The organism is Thermocrispum sp. (assembly GCF_002919275.1).
GTDB classification, from domain to species: domain Bacteria; phylum Actinomycetota; class Actinomycetes; order Mycobacteriales; family Pseudonocardiaceae; genus Thermocrispum; species Thermocrispum agreste.
Genome location: NZ_PKFA01000021.1, coordinates 75,300 through 92,578, shown reverse-complemented (window position 1 = coordinate 92,578; position 17,279 = coordinate 75,300). Strand labels below are relative to the sequence as shown.

Here is a 17,279-nt window from a genome sequence, read left to right as displayed (position 1 = left end):
GAGACTGCCCGCACGGCTCAGCCGCGCTCCCGGCGCTTACCTTCCGGGCAGGCACCGGTCGCCGACGTCCCGGCCTGACGGGACCGCAGTCGGCACACCATCCCGCGGTGCGAGCACTCCCCGTCGTCACGTCAGGACGCCCTCACGCGTTTCCCGGCGCTCTCCCTGCCGCACCTTCGCGGCCACCTGCCTGTCAGCAAGTGCACGGATGCGCGCCGGAATTGGTTCATTGCGTGCCGACCGGAATCTTCCGGACAGGGTGGACGACGCCCCCTGCGGCCTGCAGGCGCGCACTCGGCAAGGCGCCGACGCCAGCGAGCCCGCGGGAGGGCAACAGGATCCTGGTCAGCGCGGCCAGCATCGCCGCGCGCTGCGCCTCGGTGGCGAACGGCTGCCGGATCGTCCTGGTGAGCAGCTCGGTGGCCAGCGACGGAGCGGACGCACCGAGTTCGGCGACCGACGCCAGCAGCCAATCGGGCACCCAGTCCTTGACCAGCGCACCCGGCGCCTTCAGCAGCAGCTTCCCAACCAGCTCGGCGGCCATGCCCGCCCTGGCCAGCCGCGCGGCCAGTTCCTCGTGGAGCACGGACCGGACGCTCTGCGGTGTCCTGCTCGCGAACGCCTCGCGGACCACCGGGATCCGGAACCGCACCACGTCGCCGTCGGCATCGATCACCCCGGCCGTCGTCGCCTCGTCGATCGCCTCGGTCAGCACACCGGGGGCCGCGTCCAGCGCCACCGCCAGCGCCGCGCGCGGCACCGAACCGCCCAGCAGCGCGGCCGTCGCCAGCATTCGCATGGTCGGTGCGGACAGCACGGAGTACTGGGCGGTGATCAGTTCCACCAGCGCCTGGCACCCCGGGGCAGAGACGGGCCCGGTCTCGTGGTCTCGGCCGCCGAGCCGGGCGTGTCCGTCGACGGCCAGGAAGCTGCGGGCGTAACCCGGGATCCCGCCGGTGAGCCGGTGCGCCGTGGCCACCGCGTCGGGCGTCAGCGCGCGGCCGAGCATCGCGCTGCCCAGCTCGTGCAGTTCGCCGGGGGACAGCGGACCGAGTTCGATGCAGCCACCGCCGGCGCGGATCCGCCGGACCACGCGCTGGAGCTCCGCGCCGCGCGGGTACGGACGGGCGCCGAGGATCACCAGCAAGGGCAGGCCGGCCGCGGCGTCCAGCACGTCGCGCAGGTCCCGGACGATCCGGTCGCGCGCCCAGTGGCAGTCGTCGGCCACGATCACCGTGGGCGCCTGCGCGGCCAGCGCCAGCACGGCGGACTTGCACCGGTCGAGCTGGTGGAGACCGTCGACCACCCCCGCCGTGGCGTTGGCTTCGGCGGCCGTGCACACCAGGTCGACCGACGTCATCGCGGCGAGTTCGTCGGTGGCCGACCACAGGACGGTGTGCCCTGCCGCGCGTGCCGCGGCGACCGTCTCCAGCAGCAGGGCGGTCTTGCCCGTTCCCGGACCACCCTCGACCAGGAGGCTGCCGCCCCGTCCCCGGCCCACCGCGGCCAGAGCCTGCCCGATCCGCTCACGTTCGGCGGCCCGCCCGACGAAGGGCTGCGCCCTGGGCGGCAGCTGCACCTGTCGACGTGCACCGGGGCCGCACGTCCGCGGCGACGGCCGTTCCCCCGCCTTGATGCGCTCGTACACCTCCGTCAAGGCACGCCCGGGTTCGATTCCCGCCGCGTCGGCGATCAACTGCTTCGCCTGCCGGTACACCGCCAACGCGTCGTCCGCGTGCCCGCCCTGCCACATGGCGAGCATCAGCAGGCGGTGCATGTTCTCCCGCAGCGGGTGGTCGCACACCAGCTCCGCCAGCTCGGCGACGACCTCCTCGTGTCGGCCGTCCGCCAGCCGCAGCTCGGCGTGCCGTTCGACAGCGCTCAGCCACAGTTCGGTCAGCCGCGCGCGCTGGGTGGCGGCGGCCGGACCGGGGACCCCGGCCAGCGGCTCGTCCTGCCAGATCGCCAACGCCTCGCCCAGCGCCTTGCGTTCGCCGTCGGTGTCGCGCAGGCTCCCGCATCGCCTGGCGTCCTCGAGCAGCCGGGTGAACTGGAAGACGTCGATCCGCTCCGCCGGAACGGTCAAGCAGTAGCCCGCCCTGCTCGCGGTCAGCACCGGCTGACCGGACGGCGCGGGGATCTTGTCAAGAACGCGCCGCAACGCGGAAATGTGCGTGTACACGCTGCCGGTCACCTTTGCCGGCGCGTCGTCGCCCCAGACAGCCGCGACGAGCTCGTCACGGGGGACGACCTGGCCAGGACGAAGGGCCAGCGCGGCGAAGACCGCCCGGCGCTGGGCAGGCCCGATCGCAACGTCGGATCCGGGCAGTTGAATGCGCGGCACCCCGACGAGTCGCACCTGGTACTGGTCGCTGACCATGGGATCCGTCCCAGTCGTCCCTGCGTTGAGCGCTACCAGAACCGTCACGGCCTCGGTGCGGCCGGGCGTTCACGGCGCCGCCCTAGGATATGCCCGAATCAGTGTGGGACTCAACCCGTCTTTGTGGGAATCACGTGGGTTAGCGTTGGTTTACTACGCGGTCCGATACCGGCGCACGACTTATGGGCAGTGCCACCGCATGCTCGGGCAACCCGCGCGGCGTGGCGTAGCGCGACCGTGGGGTCGCTGGTTGACTGAGGCTCCTAGCCGGCGAATCGCACTCGGAGACCGCTGTGGAAGAGGCAACGCACGTGTGGACTGGCGAGGCATTGCATCGCATGGCCTCCGACGGCAGGCTCGTGCTGTCCGCCGAGGCGGCAGCCAAGGCGCTCACCAGTATCGAGCACACGCTGGCCACCGTGCACAGCTACCTCCACGACCTGCATCAGGCACGCGAGAACGGGCCGAGCGGGTTCACCGAGGGCCGGCTCGACCAGCAGGTCATCGATCTGTACATCTCGGAGATGGCCCAGCCGGGCAGGCTGGCCCACCTGCTCGACGAACTGGCCAAGTTCGCCGCGGCGCTGCGGCTCGTCGCCACCACGTCACCGGCCACCGAGGCGGCACCGACGAATCGAGCATGCCCCGGGTCCGGTTCCGCCTGACCGGGCGGCCCCGCACACGCTGCGAACCGGGCCGAGCTCGCCCGGCACCACAAAGCTGAGAATTGGTCGAGACCATTTCGGTTCCCGTCTTGAGCCGGCCCCCACCCGTCTACCAGCAAAAACAACGGCGAAGACGGTACCGGCGACATCGCGTGGGGACCACGCGGGAGCGCACGTTGAGATTTGCTGAAGCGGGCCCGCCCATTCTGCTGGCGTTCCACCCTGTGTGCTCACCCCCGCACGGTGAGCAGCGTTGACACCAAGCTTGTGACGCGGAGGGCATGTGAGCGACGCGAAACTGGAGGCTCCGATCCGGGTGGCGGTGTGCGCGCCCGACCCGGTGACGGAAGCCGGCCTGACCAACCAGATCAGCAGCCAGGCCCACTTGCAGCTGGTTCCGTGGTCCGGCCGCGCAGGCGCCGACGTGCTGGTGTTCTGCGCCGGCGACCTGGCCGCCAACCGCGGCATCCTGACGTTGCGGCGGCTGGCGTCCGAGGTCAGCAAGCCGGTCGTGCTGGTGATCGACAAGATCGACGAGAAGGACCTGATGTCGGCGATCTCCTGCCGGGTGGTCGCCGTGCTGCCACGGGTGGCCACCACCGGCGAGCGGCTCGCGCACGCGGTGCGCACGGCGGCGTCCGGCGGCGGCGTGCTGCCACCGCACATGGTGGGAGACCTGCTCAAGCATCTGGAGCGCCTGCAGCGCGAGGTGCTGGACCCGATCGGCGCCAACAGCGCGAAGCTGACCACGCGCGAGATCGAGGTGCTCCGGCTGCTGGCAGACGGCTACGACACGGCCGAGATCGCCGAGAAGATGTGCTACTCCGAGCGGAGCGTGAAACACATCATCCAGGGCGTGACGCAGCGGTTGAACCTGCGGAACCGTCCGCACGCGGTGGCCTACGCGCTGCGCGCGGGCATGATCTGAGCGGAAGCGGCCCCACTCGCCGTTCTCCCCGACCGTACCGCTGCGGCCACTCGGCCGATCATCCCGCCGGGCCGTCCCGACCACGGTGCCGGACGAGCTGGCCGCGCGCTGGGACGACCGTTCACCGCGACTGCAGGCTTGGCGAAGTCGCTCTCACGCCGCCACTCCCTCGGACCCGGCACACCCGCTCACCCGGTGGTGCGCCGCCGATCATCGACCAGGCAATTCCTTGTTCAGCACCTGGAGAATCGGCGACAGAGACTGACCACCCCGGATATCGTCCCGATCGGGTCACAATTCGTGCCTCGTTCCGGCGGATATTCTGCGTTCCGCCGGACATTCTGCGATCCCACGGTGGAGTCAAGTCGGTCACGACTTGCTCCGCCGTCGTCCTTTTCTTGAAACCTGTTCACGTATTTCCCTGTCGGGCAAGTGCGCGCGTCCTCCCGGGCAATCACAACCGTTCCGTATGCCTCACCCGGACGCCGCCACCTGCGGTTTTGCCGGAGGTGGGGGTTATCCCTACCAATCGGTTCGGGACACCCCTGAAACATCGCGGGACGCCACCCAAGAAATAGAGGGACAGACCGCACGACGGCCGCCGGAAAAAGAACCATCATCGCTTTCAGCTTCAAGGAAACGTTCCCCCTGCGACGACATCCGAAAGGCTCCCGCGATGACCGGCACCGACATCAACCAGGTGATCAAGGAACACGGCCCCGCGCTGCTGGCATATGCCACCCGGCTCACCGGCGGCGACCGCCACCTCGCCGAGGACGTGCTGCAGGAGACCTGGTTGCGGGCCTGGAAGAACGCCGACCGGCTGACCGAGGACCTGGGCTCCATCCGCGGCTGGCTGCGCCGGATCGCCCACAACGTGGCCATCGACCTGCACCGCAGCCGTAAGGCCCGGCCGACCGAGGTCAACCTGTCCGACCCGATGCTGCACAACGCGGCGACCGTCGCCGACCCGACCGATCTGATCAACACCAGGATCGACCTGGACGAGGCGCTGGAGAAGCTGTCCCCGTCGCACCGCACCACCGTCAAGAAGATCTACTTCGAAGACCGCACCACCGCCACCGCCGCGTCCATGCTCGGCATTCCGGCGGGCACGGTGAAAAGCCGCATTCACAACGCGCTGAACAATCTGCGCGCGGCGATGGCGGTGCCCAGCAGCCAGGCGGCCTGAACCGGACGGCCACCGCCAGCGGGTCTGCACTCGCAGGCGCACTCCGCAATTGCCCACTGCAGGCGATCCCGACCCCGCCTGCAGTGGGTTTTCGTTTTCCGGCCGGACGGCAGCCGAATCCGCGCACCGCGGCCGGCCGGGCGTCGCCCGGCCGCGCCCGGTCCACCGCTTCGGACCATCGCCGGACACAGTCGGAAAATCACCACCCGTCGCACACCGGTTGCCGGCGCCGCCAAATGAACCGGGACATGAACGCTTCTCGTGAAGTGATCGCGGACACAGCGGGCCGTCGCTGCCTACGACTCACGTACCGAACGCGCGACAGCCCAGCGCATTCCGTTCCCGGTGTCACGGAAAGGAGCGCCGTCATTTCTCCGCTTCGCGACAAAGTGGTGAAAACGGTCCTCGGGGCAGCGGTGATGTGTTCCCCGTTGGTGTTTGGCGACGACACCGACGACGCCCAGGACCAGCCGCCGGAACCGGCCCATGGTGCCGCCCGCCCCGCCTCGTTCGGCACGACCGACTTCACCGCGGTCGGTGCCAGCGCGCTGGCCACCGTCTCCGCCGACCGGCCGATCGGGGCGGCGGGGACACAGCTCGCGTCGGCGGCCGCAGTGCCGGTGCAGGACGATGCGCTCCGGACCAGGCGGCCTCCCGCCGTGACCGGCGCGGACGACCGGCCCATCGGGAAGGCACCCGAGATCGTGCTCAGCAACGACCTGGAAGCCCGCGTCACCGCGCTCCGTGGTGGCGCCACCGGCGCCATGCGGCAGGCCTACCGGCCGAAGTTCGTCGCCCCCACCCACGGCACGCTGACGTCCGGTTTCGGGCCCCGCTGGGGCACGATGCACCGAGGCATCGACATCGCCAACGCGCTCGGCACACCGATCGTCTCGGTCGCCGACGGGACAGTGATCGAAGCCGGGCCGGCCAGCGGCTTCGGCCTGTGGGTCCGCATCCGGCACGACGACGGCACGATCACCGTCTACGGGCACATGTACGAGTTCTCGGTGCACGCCGGGCAACGGGTGCGCGCCGGACAGCAGATCGCCACCATCGGCTCCAACGGCCACTCCACCGGCCCGCACCTGCACTTCGAGGTGCACGTCGGCGGCACGCCGGTCGACCCGATCCCGTGGCTGCGCGCCCGTGGCGTGTCTGTCGGCTGAGCAGGTGAACCGGCACGGTGATCGGATCCGTGCCCACAGTGAACAAGCCGGCCCTTCCACCAGTGGGGTGATCACCGTGGTGAACCGCGAACTGTGGGTGCTGTACCAGCACTCCCCCATGTACGGCGCGCCGACGTCGCCGGTCGGCGTGCTGGGCATCGAGGAGACCGTCGAAGGGGTGACCACGCACGTCGAGTGGTTCGCCGAGCAGCCGAGCGGCATCTGGCCGGAGCGGCTGGGCAAGGTCGACCCGCAGGACCTGCCCTTCCTGCTGGGGATCTGGCAGCACGACACCGTGGCGCTGGCCGCGCCCGTGCCGGACGTGTCGGTCGCCGACGACCTGACCTCGGCCGTCCGCGCCCAGTGCACGGAGCTGCTGACCGCCGCCTGAGGCTCGCCCGAGCGCTCCCGGGTTTCCCTCCCTCCGGCGGTCCGCGCTGCTCCCGGCCGCCGGCCGCCTGCCCGGTCATCGGTCCGGTGCAGGCGGATCCGCTTCCCCGGCTTCCCGGACCGAAGTTCCGCCGGCCGGCGCGGTGCCGACGGTCACCGAGCGGGAATGCCGGAAAACGAAATCGCCGCCGGCCTCGTCGGCCGACGGCGATTTCGCCTTTTCGGAATGTACCCCCGATGGGATTCGAACCCACGCTACCGGCGTGAGAGGCCGGCGTCCTAGGCCGCTAGACGACGGGGGCTAGCTGTTTGCGACTGACTGGAATCCTAACGGATGCCGTTTCGTCGATCGCAGCTGGGGTACCAGGACTCGAACCTGAACTAACGGAACCAGAATCCGTCGTGCTGCCAATTACACCATACCCCAAGGGCACGATCTCTTTCGTGCACACAAGATGCTAGCCGATCGGCTGCAAGCGCCGTCGCCGGGGGTCGCCTCCGCCGTCGTGCCAGGTCAGCGGGGTGTGGGCACCACGGTGCCCGCGATGGCGTACTCCACCTGGTCGGCCAGCTCGGCCAGCGACCCGATCTCCGTGACCCCCTCGGGCACCGTGGCCCGGGCACCCGACCGGTTCAACCAGACGCCGCGCAGGCCGGCCTTGCGGGCACCTACCGCGTCGGTGCGGAGCCGATCCCCCACGTGCATCGCCTCGTGCGGCTCGCAGTCCACCGCGGCGCAGGCCGAGTAAAAGATCAACGGATCCGGTTTGGCCGCACCCACCTCGCCCGCGATGGCCACGTGGTCGATGTACGGGCTCAGCCCGAGCTCCTCCAGCTTGGCCCGCTGGTGGGTGCCCGAGGCATTGGTCACCGCGGCGATCCGCAGACCGTTGGCGCGCAATCTGGTCAGGCAGGGCAGCACGTCGTCGAACAGCCGGAAGCGGGCCCGCATGCCCGCCGCCCGCCTGCGCTCGAAGCGCGCCGCGTCCGCTTCGTCCACGGCCACCCCGATTGCTTCCAGAAAGGCCGCCGTGCGGCGCCGGTGCATGGTCGGGTAGTCCAGCTCCCCGGTCACCACGCGGGCGACGTACTCGTCGGTGATCCGCTCCCACAGCGACCACATGTCCGAGCGGCCGATCATCGCCGTCAACGCGGCTCGGCTGGCGGTCGTGAAATCAACGAGCGTGTCGTCGATGTCGAGAAACACCGCGCGCACGACGGAACCGTCCCGGATTTCCGGGGGGTTCGCTCCGTTTCGCGGCCTGGTCGGGGCAAGCGCGAACTCCACCACGCGAGGTTAAAGGTTCCGCCCCGCCCGGCGACTCTGCCAACGGTGTGAATGCGGTACCGCCAGTTGGCGGTTTCGTTCACCCTTCGAGGCGGCTGAGCGCGTCCGTCAGCCGCGCCAGCGACTTCTCCCGGCCGAGCAGTTCCATCGATTCGTACAGCGGCGGTGACACTGTGCGCCCGGTCACAGCGACCCGCACCGGCTGGAACGCCTTGCGCGGTTTGAGGCCCATGCCCTCGATGAGCGCTTTGTGCAGCGCGGCCTCGATGCCCGCCGCGTCCCACGTCCGGAGCTCCTGCAGCGCGGACAGCGCGGCCCGGAGCACCTCGGCCGCATCGCCCTTGAACGCCTTGGCCGCCGAGTCCTCCTCGACCACGAAGTCGTCCTCGGCGAACAAGAACCTGACCATGGGCACGGCGTCGCCCAGCACCGTGACGCGTTCCTGCACCAGCGGCGCGATGGCGGACAGCGTCTTCAGCTGGTCCTCGCTCGGCTCCTTGGGCAGCACGCCCGCGTCGATCAGGTACGGCAGGACGCGCTGAGTGAAGTCCTCCACCGCCAGCGCCCGGATGTGGGTGCCGTTGATCGCTTCGGCCTTCTTCTGGTCGAACCGGGCGGGGTTGGCGCTGACGTCGGCGATGTCGAACGCCTCGACGAGCTCGTCGACGGTGAAGATGTCCCGGTCCGGCGCGATCGACCAGCCGAGCAGCGCCAGGTAGTTGAGCAGGCCCTCGCGGATGAACCCGCGCTCGCGGTAGTTGAACAGGTTCGACTGCGGGTCCCGCTTGGACAGCTTCTTGTTGCCCTCCCCCATCACGTACGGCAGGTGGCCGAACTCGGGGACGAAATCGGTGATACCGGCCCGCTGCATCGCCTGGTACAGCGCGATCTGCCGCGGCGTGGACGGCAGCAGGTCCTCCCCGCGCAGCACGTGGGTGATGCCCATCAGCGCGTCGTCCACCGGGTTGGTGAGCGTGTACAGCGGGTCCCCGTTCGCCCGCACCAGCACCGGGTCCGGAATCGTCTCCGCCTGGAACGTGATCTTGCCGCGCACCAGGTCGGTCCAGGAGATCTCGCCCTCCGGCATGCGCAGCCGCAGCACCGGCTTGCGCCCCTCGGCGCGGAACGCCGCCTTCTGCTCCTCGGTGAGCGTGCGGTCGTAGTTGTCGTAGCCCTTCTTCGGGTCCTCGCCCGCTTCCCGGCGGCGCTGCTCGACCTCCTCCGGGGTGGAGAAGGACTCGTACAGCTCGCCCGCCTCCAGTAGCCGCTTGGCCACGTCGGCGTAGATCTCCCGCCGCTCGCTCTGCCGGTACGGCCCGTAGTCGCCGCCGACCTCGGGCCCCTCGTCCCAGTCCAGCCCGAGCCAGCGCAGCGCCTCGAGCAACGCCTGATAGGACTCCTCGGAATCGCGCGCGGCGTCGGTGTCCTCGATGCGGAACACCAGCTTGCCGCCGTGGTGCCGGGCGAAGGCCCAGTTGAACAACGCGGTGCGGATGAGGCCGACGTGCGGGGTACCCGTCGGGGACGGACAGAACCGAACGCGAACCGGACGTGAGAGCTCAGTCATAGCGCTCATCAGGGTATCCGGCGGCAATTCGCTTGACGCGACGGCGTCGGCCGCGGCATCGTGGAGTTATTCAACAGGCGATGAAAAAGGGGGCGGCCATGAAGCTCACCACGACGGTCGCCGTGTCCGGCGGCGGACCGGCGGGCATGGTGCTGAGCCTGCTGCTCGCCCGGGCAGGCATCGAGGTCACCGTGCTGGAGAAGCACGCGGACTTCCTGCGGGACTTCCGCGGTGACACCGTGCACCCGTCGACGCTGACCCTGCTGGACGAGCTCGGCCTGGCCGACCGGTTCGCCGAACGGCCGCACAGCAAGATCACCGAGGTGAGCTTTCCCACCCCGGACGGCGAGCAGGTCGTGGTGGTGGACCTGAAACGGCTGCGGGTGCCCCACCCCTACATCGCGATGGTCCCGCAGTGGGAGCTGCTCGACCTGCTCGCCGAGGCCGCGGCGGAGGAACCTGGCTTCACGCTGCTGCACAACGCCGAGGTGACCGACGTGCTGCGATCGCGCGGCGGCGCGGTCACCGGGGTCCGGTTCACCGACCGGGTCACCGGCGAGGAACGCGAGCTGCACGCGAAGCTGACGGTCGCGGCCGACGGCCGGTGGTCGATCGTCCGGAAGGCGGTCGAGCTGCCGGTGGTGGAGTTCCCGGTGCCGTTCGACGTGTGGTGGTTCCGGCTGCCGCGCTACCCGAACGACCCGCCGACCACGCTGCGTCCGGCGCTGCAGGACGGCGAGCTGGCCCTGGCCGTGCCGCGCGAGGGCTACTACCAGATGGCCCTCATCGGCCGGAAGGGCACCGACGACCAGCTGCGCGCCGCAGGCATCGACGCTTTCCGGGAACGCATCGGCAAAGTCTTCCCGTGGGCGGCGGAACGCACCGGGGAGATCGGCTCGATGGACGACGTCAAGCACCTCGACGTCCGGCTGAACCGGGTCAAGCAGTGGCACCTGCCCGGCCTGCTGTGCATCGGCGACGCGGCGCACGCCATGAGCCCGGTCGGCGGCGTCGGCATCAACCTGGCGGTGCAGGACGCCGTGGCCGCCGGGACGCTGCTGGCCGAGCCGCTGCGCAAGGGCCAGGTCACCACGGACGACCTGGCCAAGGTCAGGCGCAGGCGGTGGCTGCCCACGGTCGCCGTGCAAGCCATGCAGCGCACCATGCACCGGCAGCTGGTGGATCCGGTGCTCCGCGGGAAGGTGGCCGAGCCGCCGACCGCGATGATGGCGCTCATGCGCCGGATGCCGTGGCTGTCGTACTTCCCGGCCCGGTTGATCGGGATCGGCATCCGCCCCGAGCACGCTCCGGCGTTCGCCCGGCGCTGATCTCCCGCGGCGCGGCGCCGGACGATCACCGGCGCACGCGGACACCGGTGCGGTGTCAGGCGTCGACCACCGGGTTGGTCAAGGTGCCGATCCCGTCGATGGTGACCGACACCTCCTGCCCGGCCACCATCGGCCCCACGCCCTCCGGGGTGCCGGTGAGGATCACGTCGCCCGGCAACAGCGTCATGATCTCGGAGACGAACGCCACCAGGTCGGCCACCGAGTGGATCATCTGCGCCGTGCTGACGTCCTGCTTCACCTCGCCGTCCAGCGTGGTGCGCACCCGCAGGTCGGACGGATCCAGGTCGGTCTCGATCCACGGGCCGAGCGGGCAGAACGTGTCGTAGCTCTTCGCCCTGGTGAACTGCACATCGGCCTGCTGCTGGTCACGCGCGGTCACGTCGTTGGCGATGGTGTAGCCGCGGATGACGTCCTTGGCCCTGGACGCAGGCACGTTGCGCACCGGCTGCCCGATCACCACGGCCAGCTCCCCCTCGTAGTCCACGCGCGCCGAACTCGGCGGACGCTTGATCGGCGCGTTGGGCCCGATCACGGCGGTGGACGGCTTGAGGAACAGCAGCGGGGTGGACGGCGGCTCCCCGCCCATCTCGGCCGCGTGCGCGGCGTAGTTCTTGCCGACCCCGATGATCTTGGTCGGCAGGATGGGCGCCAGCAGCCGCACATCGGCCAACGGCCACCGCTTGCCGGTGAACTGGGGCTGGCCGAACGGGTGGTCGGCGATCTCGGCGACCTCGTCGCCCTCGATGACGACGAAGGCGACACCGGACGGATGTGCGATTCGAGCCAGACGCATACCCGCACACTACCGGGGCGGCCGAGACGTTCCGATCACCACCTGACCAGGTCCGGCGCACCCGGACGGGCCGCGAACCCGCGCCCGCCCCGAGCGCGCCGAGGTCCGTCGCAGTGTCGTTCGCCACATCACACCCGCATGGACTTGTGCACCAGCGCGTCGCACAGCGCCAGCCAGCTGGCCTCCACGATGTTCTCGTGCACCCCCACCGTGGTCCATTCCCGTTCGCCGTCGGTGCTGTCGATCAGCACCCGGGTGACCGCGTTGGTGCCGTGCGTTCCGCTCAGGATGCGCACCTTGTAGTCGGCCAGGTCGACCTCGTCCAGCCAGGGCAGGTACGGCGTCAGGGCCTTGCGGAGCGCGGCGTCCAGCGCGTGCACCGGTCCGTTGCCCTCCGCGGTCGCGATCACCCGCTCCCCCGCCACGTGCACCTTGACGGTGGCCTCCGAGATCACCTGGCCGTCGCTGCGGTGGTCCAGCACGACCCGGTACGACTCCAGCTCGAACGGCGCCTCCGGCGCCATCCGCTCCTCGCCCGGGTCCGCGTCGGCGTCCATCGCCCGGCGCAGCAGCAGCTCGAGCGAGGCGTCGGCGGCCTCGAACGACCATCCCTTGGCCTCCAGCGCCTTCACCTGCTCCACCACCCCGCTCAGCGCGGCCGGCCTGCTGGCCAGGTCGACACCCAGCTCGCGGCCCTTGAGCTCCAGGCTGGCCCTGCCCGCCATCTCGGTGACCAGCACCCGCATGTCGTTGCCGACCACCTCGGGGTCGATGTGGTTGTACAGCAGCGGGTCGACCTTGATCGCGCTGGCGTGCAGCCCCGCCTTGTGCGCGAACGCCGACGCCCCGACGTAGGCCTGGTGGGTGTCCGGGGCGATGTTGGCGATCTCCGCGATGGCGTGCGAAACCCGGGTCATCTCCGCGGCGCATCCGCTGGGCAGCACCTCCATGCCGAGCTTGGTCACCAAGTTGCCCAGCACGGCGAACAGATCGGCGTTGCCAGCCCGCTCGCCGTACCCGTTCGCCGTGCACTGCGCGTGCGTGGCGCCCGCCTGCACCGCGGCCACCGTGTTGGCCACCGCGCAGCTGGTGTCGTCCTGGCAGTGGATGCCGAGGCGCAGCCCGGTCCGCTCCTTCACCGCGGCCACCGTCTCGGCGATGCCGAGCGGAAGCTGGCCGCCGTTCGTGTCGCACAACACCACGACGTCGGCGCCCGCCTCCCCCGCGGCTTCCAGCACCCGCAACGCGGTGTCGGGGTCGAAGGCGTAGCCGTCGAAGAAGTGCTCGGCGTCCAGGAACACCCGTCGCCCTTCGCCGACGAGGAACGAGACCGTGTCCCGGACCATGGCGCAGGCTTCCGGCACGTCGACCTTCAGCGCGCGCTCGATGTGCCTGCGGTCGGACTTCGCCACCAGTGTGACGACCGGCGCCTGCGAATCGAGCAGCGCGCGCACCTGCGGGTCACGGGCGGCCGTGGTGCCTGCCTTGCGGGTGGAGCCGAACGCCACCAGCACGGCGTGCTTGAGGGTCAGCTCCCCGCGTGCCGCGCGGGCGAAGAACTCGGTGTCCTTCGGCAGGGCGCCGGGCCATCCGCCTTCGATGAAGCCGACCCCGAGCTCGTCCAGCAACCGGGCGACCGCCATCTTGTCGGCGATCGAGTAGGAAATGCCCTCCCGCTGAGCCCCGTCGCGCAGCGTCGTGTCGTAGACGTGGAATGCGTCGCCGAGTGGTGTTCCTGCGGGGACTGTGCGGTTCACTGTGGTCACTCCCGTATGGACGAGCCGTGTCGGATGAAGTTGTGCGTTGCCGGAAAAACAAAAAACCCCTCGCGTGGATGCGAGAGGTCTGCGCGCCGGGTAGCTCGGTGTCGAGCGCTACTCGGCGCGCCTGCCAATAATGATCACGGCGGATGCCATGTCCGACATCATGCCACATCACCCGGCGTTCTCAGAAATCGGGCCCAGTTCTCAGAGTATGAGAACCGATCGGAGTGCGCCGCTCGCCTCGGGACCGCCGGGGTGCGGCCGGATCGCCCGGCTCTCGAACTCCAGGTGCGCCGCTCACCCCGGGACCGCCGGGGTGCGGCCACACGATCACCAACCACCGACGAGGCGGGACTGCGCCCGTCCCGGGGAGGAACGCAGTGTCGGCGACCTGTCCGGTCCGCCGGCGCCGACACCACGAGCCGATGGCGACCACGACCTGCTTCCCTTGGCCGTCCGAGGCGACGAGTCGGTCAGAACAAGGCGCCCCGCTCCAGGCTGGGAGCGGGGCGCCGTTGCAAGCCTGCCTGAACGGATCGGTCAGCTGGCCGCCCTGTTGCTGGACGAGACGAGCGCGGCGAGCCGGTCGCCGATCGCCCTGGTGGATCCGGGGTTGGCGTGGTCCCGGGTGGCCAGGTCGAACGCCACGGACGCTTCGATGCGGCGGGCCGCCTCGCGCTCGCCGAGGTGGTCGAGCAGCATCGCCACCGACAGCACCGCGGCGGTCGGGTCGGCGATGCCCTGCCCGGCGATGTCCGGGGCGGAACCGTGCACCGGCTCGAACATGCTCGGGTTCTGCCTGGTGACGTCCAGGTTCCCGCTCGCGGCCAGGCCGATGCCGCCGGTGATGGCCGCCGCCAGGTCGGTGATGATGTCGCCGAACAGGTTGTCGGTGACGATCACGTCGAACCGCGAAGGGTCGTTGACCAGGTGGATCGTGGCCGCGTCGACGTGCATGTAGTCGACGGACACGTCCGGGTACTGCAGCGACACCTCCTCCACCACCCGCGACCACAGCGAGCCGGCGTGGGTGAGCACGTTGGTCTTGTGCACCAACGTCAGCCGCCTGCGCGGCCGCTGGGACGCCCGCTTGAAGGCGTCGTCGACCACCCGCTTGATGCCGAACGCGGTGTTCAGCGAGACCTCGGTGGCGACCTCGTGCTCGGTGTCCTTGCGCAGGATGCCGCCGTTGCCCACGTACGGACCCTCGGTGCCTTCCCGCACCACCACCATGTCGACCTCTCCGGGGTTGGCCAGCGGCCCCTGCACCCCCGGGTACAGCCGCGCCGGACGCAGGTTCACGTGGTGATCCAACTCGAACCGCAGCCGCAGCAGCAGGCCACGCTCGAGGATCCCGCTCGGCACCGACGGGTCACCGACCGCGCCCAGCAGAATGGCGTCCTGCTCCCGCAGCTCGTTCAGCACGGACTCGGGGAGCAGTTCTCCGGTCGAGTGCCACCGCGCGGCGCCCAAGTCGTAGTTGGTGATCTCGGTGTTCGGCGCGACTTCCGTCAGCACCTTGAGGGCCTCTGCCACGACCTCGGGTCCGATCCCGTCACCGGGGATCACCGCGAGCCGCATCCGATACCTCCGTCTTCGCACGTACGCCGGTTTACTCCGGGTACTGCCGGGCAATGTCCCGCCACGGGGCAGGTTACCGGCAGGCACCACACTCAGTGATCTCGCCACCCCCATCGGCCGTGCGGCGCCGGACTTGATCACCGCATCGAGCCGGATGATGGCCTATCGGGGGAACGTCACCGCCCGCACCGTGCGCGCGCCGACGCTGCTGCCGATCGGGCCGAGCACGTCCTGGTTCACCGGCCGGTCCACCCGCAGCAACATGACGGCGTCCGCCCCGTCGGTGGTCTGGCTGATCTGCGCAGCCTCGATGTTGACCCCCGCCTCGCCGAGCAGCGTGCCGACGCTGCCCATCACGCCCGGGCGGTCCGGGTACTCGAGCAACAGCATGTGGCCTTCCGCGCGGATGTCGAAGTGCCTGCCGTTGACCTCGACGATCTTCTCCACTTCGTCCAAGCCGGTGATCGCCCCGGACACCGACAACGACGTCCCGTCCGCGTGCACCGCGCGCACCGTCACCTCGCTGCGGTAGATCCGGCTTTCCGGCTCGGTGACCACGTCGACCTGCACGCCCAGGTCGTCCGCCAGCCGCTGCGCGTTGACGAACGTCACCTGGTCCTCCACCACGGCGTCGAACACACCGCGCAGCGCGGCCAGGGACAGCACGCTCGGGTCCTCCGCAGCGAGCTCGCCGCGCACCTCGACGGTCACCGACGCGGGCGGCTGGCTGGAGAAGGCGGCCAGCACCACACCCAGCTTCTGGGTCAGCGGCAGGTACGGCCGCAGCTCGTCGCTGACCTTGCCGCTGGCCACGTTCACCGCATCCGGCACGAAGTCGCCGCGCAGCGCCAGCAGGACCGACTTGGCCACGTCGGTGCCCGCCCTGTCCTGTGCCTCGCGGGTCGACGCACCCAGGTGCGGCGTGACGACGACGTTGGGCAGGCCGAACAGCGGGCTGGTGGTCGCGGGCTCCTCGGCGAACACGTCCACCCCGGCACCGCCGACGTGCCCGTCGGCGACCGCCTTGGCCAGCGCCTCCTCGTCCACCAGGCCGCCGCGCGCGGCGTTGATCAGGATGACGCCGCGCTTGGTCTTGGCCAGCGCCTCGGCGTCGATCAGGCCGACGGTCTCCGGCGTCTTGGGCAGGTGGATCGAGATGACGTCCGCGCGGCGGAGCAGTTCGTCCAGCTCCACCAGCTCGATGCCCAGCTGCGCGGCGCGCGCCGGCGACACGTACGGGTCGTAGGCGATCAGCTCGACGCCGAAGGCGGCCACCCGCTGCGCGAACAGCTGACCGATCTTGCCGAGGCCGATGACACCGACCGTCTTGCCGTTCAGTTCGACACCGGTGAACGCGCTGCGCTTCCACTCGCCCTGCTGCAGGCTCTGGTGGGCGGCGGGGATCCGGCGCAGCACGGACAGCAGCAGGCCGACGGCGTGCTCGGCGGCCGACACGATGTTGGAGGTGGGGGCGTTGACCACCAGCACACCGCGCTCGGTGGCGGCCGGGACCTCGACGTTGTCCAGACCGACACCGGCGCGCGCGACGACCTTCAGCTTCGGGGCCGCGGCCAGCACCTCGGCGTCGACCCTGGTGGCCGATCGCACCAGCAGGGCGTCCGCGGAACGCACGGCTTCCAGCAGGGCCGGACGGTCGGTGCCGTCGACCTGACGGATCTCGACCTCGTCACCGAGGATCTCGTGGACGGACGGGGCCAGCTTTTCGGCGAGAAGAACTACAGGACGATCAGGCGTGGTCACGAAACAGACTCCGAAACGTCGTGTCTTGGCTGAGCCCGAAGTCTATCGAGCGGCCCGCCGGCAGGCGTCATGAGCTGGGATGATGTACGCCACGTCGGCGAATTGCGACCACATGTTGGGACGCCGGCCGGAAATTGTGATCGAGCACCCACCGGAATCGTCGATTTCACCGTTTCCGGCGACGTGCGCCCTGTCGTGACCGGGTCGTCCACATCCGCCGCGGCCGCGGGCGACCCGATCGCCGTCGTCGGTGCCGGAGGCTCCGGCCAGGCCGTCGAATACGCGTCCTGACACCTCGGATGCTTCCTCGAACGCCGTACCTCCCAGGTGGAACATGCCCCTGCCGGGCGATCGGGCAGTGGCCCGGGGCGAGCAGTGCTGCTCATCGGCGGGAAACACGATCCGGTGAACGACCCGCCTCGCACCAAAGCAGCGATGATCCGCACACCGTCA

Annotated in this window: 13 protein-coding genes and 2 tRNA genes; 6 read left to right on the top strand and 9 right to left on the bottom strand. The window is 70.1% G+C overall.

The genetic code is table 11. From position 1 onward, the window contains the following. Positions 1–226: 226 nt before the first annotated feature. On the bottom strand, positions 227–2,428 hold the full coding sequence (locus CXP56_RS04960) for an ATP-binding protein (RefSeq protein ID WP_286900062.1): 2,202 nt from the start codon (positions 2,426–2,428) through the stop codon (positions 227–229). 245 nt (positions 2,429–2,673) lie between these two features. On the opposite strand from CXP56_RS04960, the gene CXP56_RS04955 reads away from it, so the two are divergent. The 5 genes from CXP56_RS04955 to CXP56_RS04935 all read left to right on the top strand — a co-directional run bounded on the left by CXP56_RS04955 (position 2,674) and on the right by CXP56_RS04935 (position 6,725). Then, positions 2,674–3,045: a hypothetical protein gene (locus CXP56_RS04955; RefSeq protein WP_156899107.1), complete on the top strand. Its 372-nt coding sequence runs from the start codon at positions 2,674–2,676 to the stop codon at positions 3,043–3,045. Positions 3,046–3,328: 283 nt separating this feature from the next. Continuing rightward, positions 3,329–3,973 carry a helix-turn-helix transcriptional regulator gene (locus CXP56_RS04950; protein WP_245566553.1) on the top strand — a complete coding sequence of 215 codons (645 nt, stop codon included), beginning with the start codon at positions 3,329–3,331 and terminating at the stop codon, positions 3,971–3,973. Between the two features lie 676 nt (positions 3,974–4,649). Then, positions 4,650–5,165, top strand: a complete 516-nt coding sequence (locus CXP56_RS04945; protein ID WP_286900058.1) for a sigma-70 family RNA polymerase sigma factor — start codon at positions 4,650–4,652, stop codon at positions 5,163–5,165. A gap of 419 nt (positions 5,166–5,584) precedes the next feature. Next, positions 5,585–6,334 carry a M23 family metallopeptidase gene (locus CXP56_RS04940; RefSeq protein WP_084609025.1) on the top strand — a complete coding sequence of 250 codons (750 nt, stop codon included), beginning with the start codon at positions 5,585–5,587 and terminating at the stop codon, positions 6,332–6,334. A 76-nt stretch (positions 6,335–6,410) separates the two neighbouring features. Next, positions 6,411–6,725: a hypothetical protein gene (locus tag CXP56_RS04935; protein ID WP_156899108.1), complete on the top strand. Its 315-nt coding sequence runs from the start codon at positions 6,411–6,413 to the stop codon at positions 6,723–6,725. Between the two features lie 228 nt (positions 6,726–6,953). On the opposite strand, the gene CXP56_RS04930 is transcribed toward CXP56_RS04935, so the two are convergent. From CXP56_RS04930 to gltX, 4 genes are all read right to left on the bottom strand, one after another. Next, positions 6,954–7,026 (bottom strand) — tRNA-Glu (locus CXP56_RS04930). 53 nt (positions 7,027–7,079) lie between these two features. Continuing rightward, positions 7,080–7,151 (bottom strand) — tRNA-Gln (locus CXP56_RS04925). An 87-nt stretch (positions 7,152–7,238) separates the two neighbouring features. Next, positions 7,239–7,931: an HAD family hydrolase gene (locus tag CXP56_RS04920; protein WP_028846637.1), complete on the bottom strand. Its 693-nt coding sequence runs from the start codon at positions 7,929–7,931 to the stop codon at positions 7,239–7,241. Between the two features lie 160 nt (positions 7,932–8,091). Further along, a complete protein-coding gene (gltX, locus tag CXP56_RS04915; protein WP_028846638.1) occupies positions 8,092–9,579 on the bottom strand; it encodes a glutamate--tRNA ligase in 1,488 nt (495 codons plus the stop codon). A gap of 98 nt (positions 9,580–9,677) precedes the next feature. On the opposite strand from gltX, the gene CXP56_RS04910 reads away from it, so the two are divergent. Beyond that, on the top strand, positions 9,678–10,907 hold the full coding sequence (locus tag CXP56_RS04910; RefSeq protein ID WP_286900054.1) for an FAD-dependent oxidoreductase: 1,230 nt from the start codon (positions 9,678–9,680) through the stop codon (positions 10,905–10,907). 55 nt (positions 10,908–10,962) lie between these two features. Here the strand turns inward: CXP56_RS04910 and CXP56_RS04905 are convergent, their stop codons facing one another. From CXP56_RS04905 to serA, 4 genes are all read right to left on the bottom strand, one after another. Continuing rightward, entirely contained in the window at positions 10,963–11,721 is a 759-nt protein-coding gene (locus CXP56_RS04905; RefSeq protein WP_028846640.1) for a fumarylacetoacetate hydrolase family protein, read from the bottom strand. A gap of 128 nt (positions 11,722–11,849) precedes the next feature. Continuing rightward, the gene (gene cimA / locus CXP56_RS04900; RefSeq protein WP_286900052.1) at positions 11,850–13,478 is read right to left on the bottom strand and encodes a citramalate synthase; all 1,629 of its coding nucleotides are present in this window, start codon (positions 13,476–13,478) and stop codon (positions 11,850–11,852) included. A gap of 546 nt (positions 13,479–14,024) precedes the next feature. After that, on the bottom strand, positions 14,025–15,065 hold the full coding sequence (locus tag CXP56_RS04895; RefSeq protein ID WP_286900049.1) for a 3-isopropylmalate dehydrogenase: 1,041 nt from the start codon (positions 15,063–15,065) through the stop codon (positions 14,025–14,027). Between the two features lie 162 nt (positions 15,066–15,227). Further along, positions 15,228–16,826: a phosphoglycerate dehydrogenase gene (gene serA, locus CXP56_RS04890; RefSeq protein ID WP_028846643.1), complete on the bottom strand. Its 1,599-nt coding sequence runs from the start codon at positions 16,824–16,826 to the stop codon at positions 15,228–15,230. Positions 16,827–17,279 lie beyond the last annotated feature (453 nt).

Excerpts from the sequence above, each read along its gene's own strand:
- CXP56_RS04945 (WP_286900058.1), top strand. The coding sequence starts at position 4,650 with ATGACCGGCACCGACATCAACCAGGTGATCAAGGAACACGGCCCCGCG.
- CXP56_RS04940 (WP_084609025.1), top strand. The coding sequence starts at position 5,585 with ATGTGTTCCCCGTTGGTGTTTGGCGACGACACCGACGACGCCCAGGAC.
- gltX (WP_028846638.1), bottom strand. The coding sequence starts at position 9,579 with ATGACTGAGCTCTCACGTCCGGTTCGCGTTCGGTTCTGTCCGTCCCCG.
- CXP56_RS04910 (WP_286900054.1), top strand. The coding sequence starts at position 9,678 with ATGAAGCTCACCACGACGGTCGCCGTGTCCGGCGGCGGACCGGCGGGC.
- CXP56_RS04905 (WP_028846640.1), bottom strand. The coding sequence starts at position 11,721 with ATGCGTCTGGCTCGAATCGCACATCCGTCCGGTGTCGCCTTCGTCGTC.
- CXP56_RS04895 (WP_286900049.1), bottom strand. The coding sequence starts at position 15,065 with ATGCGGCTCGCGGTGATCCCCGGTGACGGGATCGGACCCGAGGTCGTG.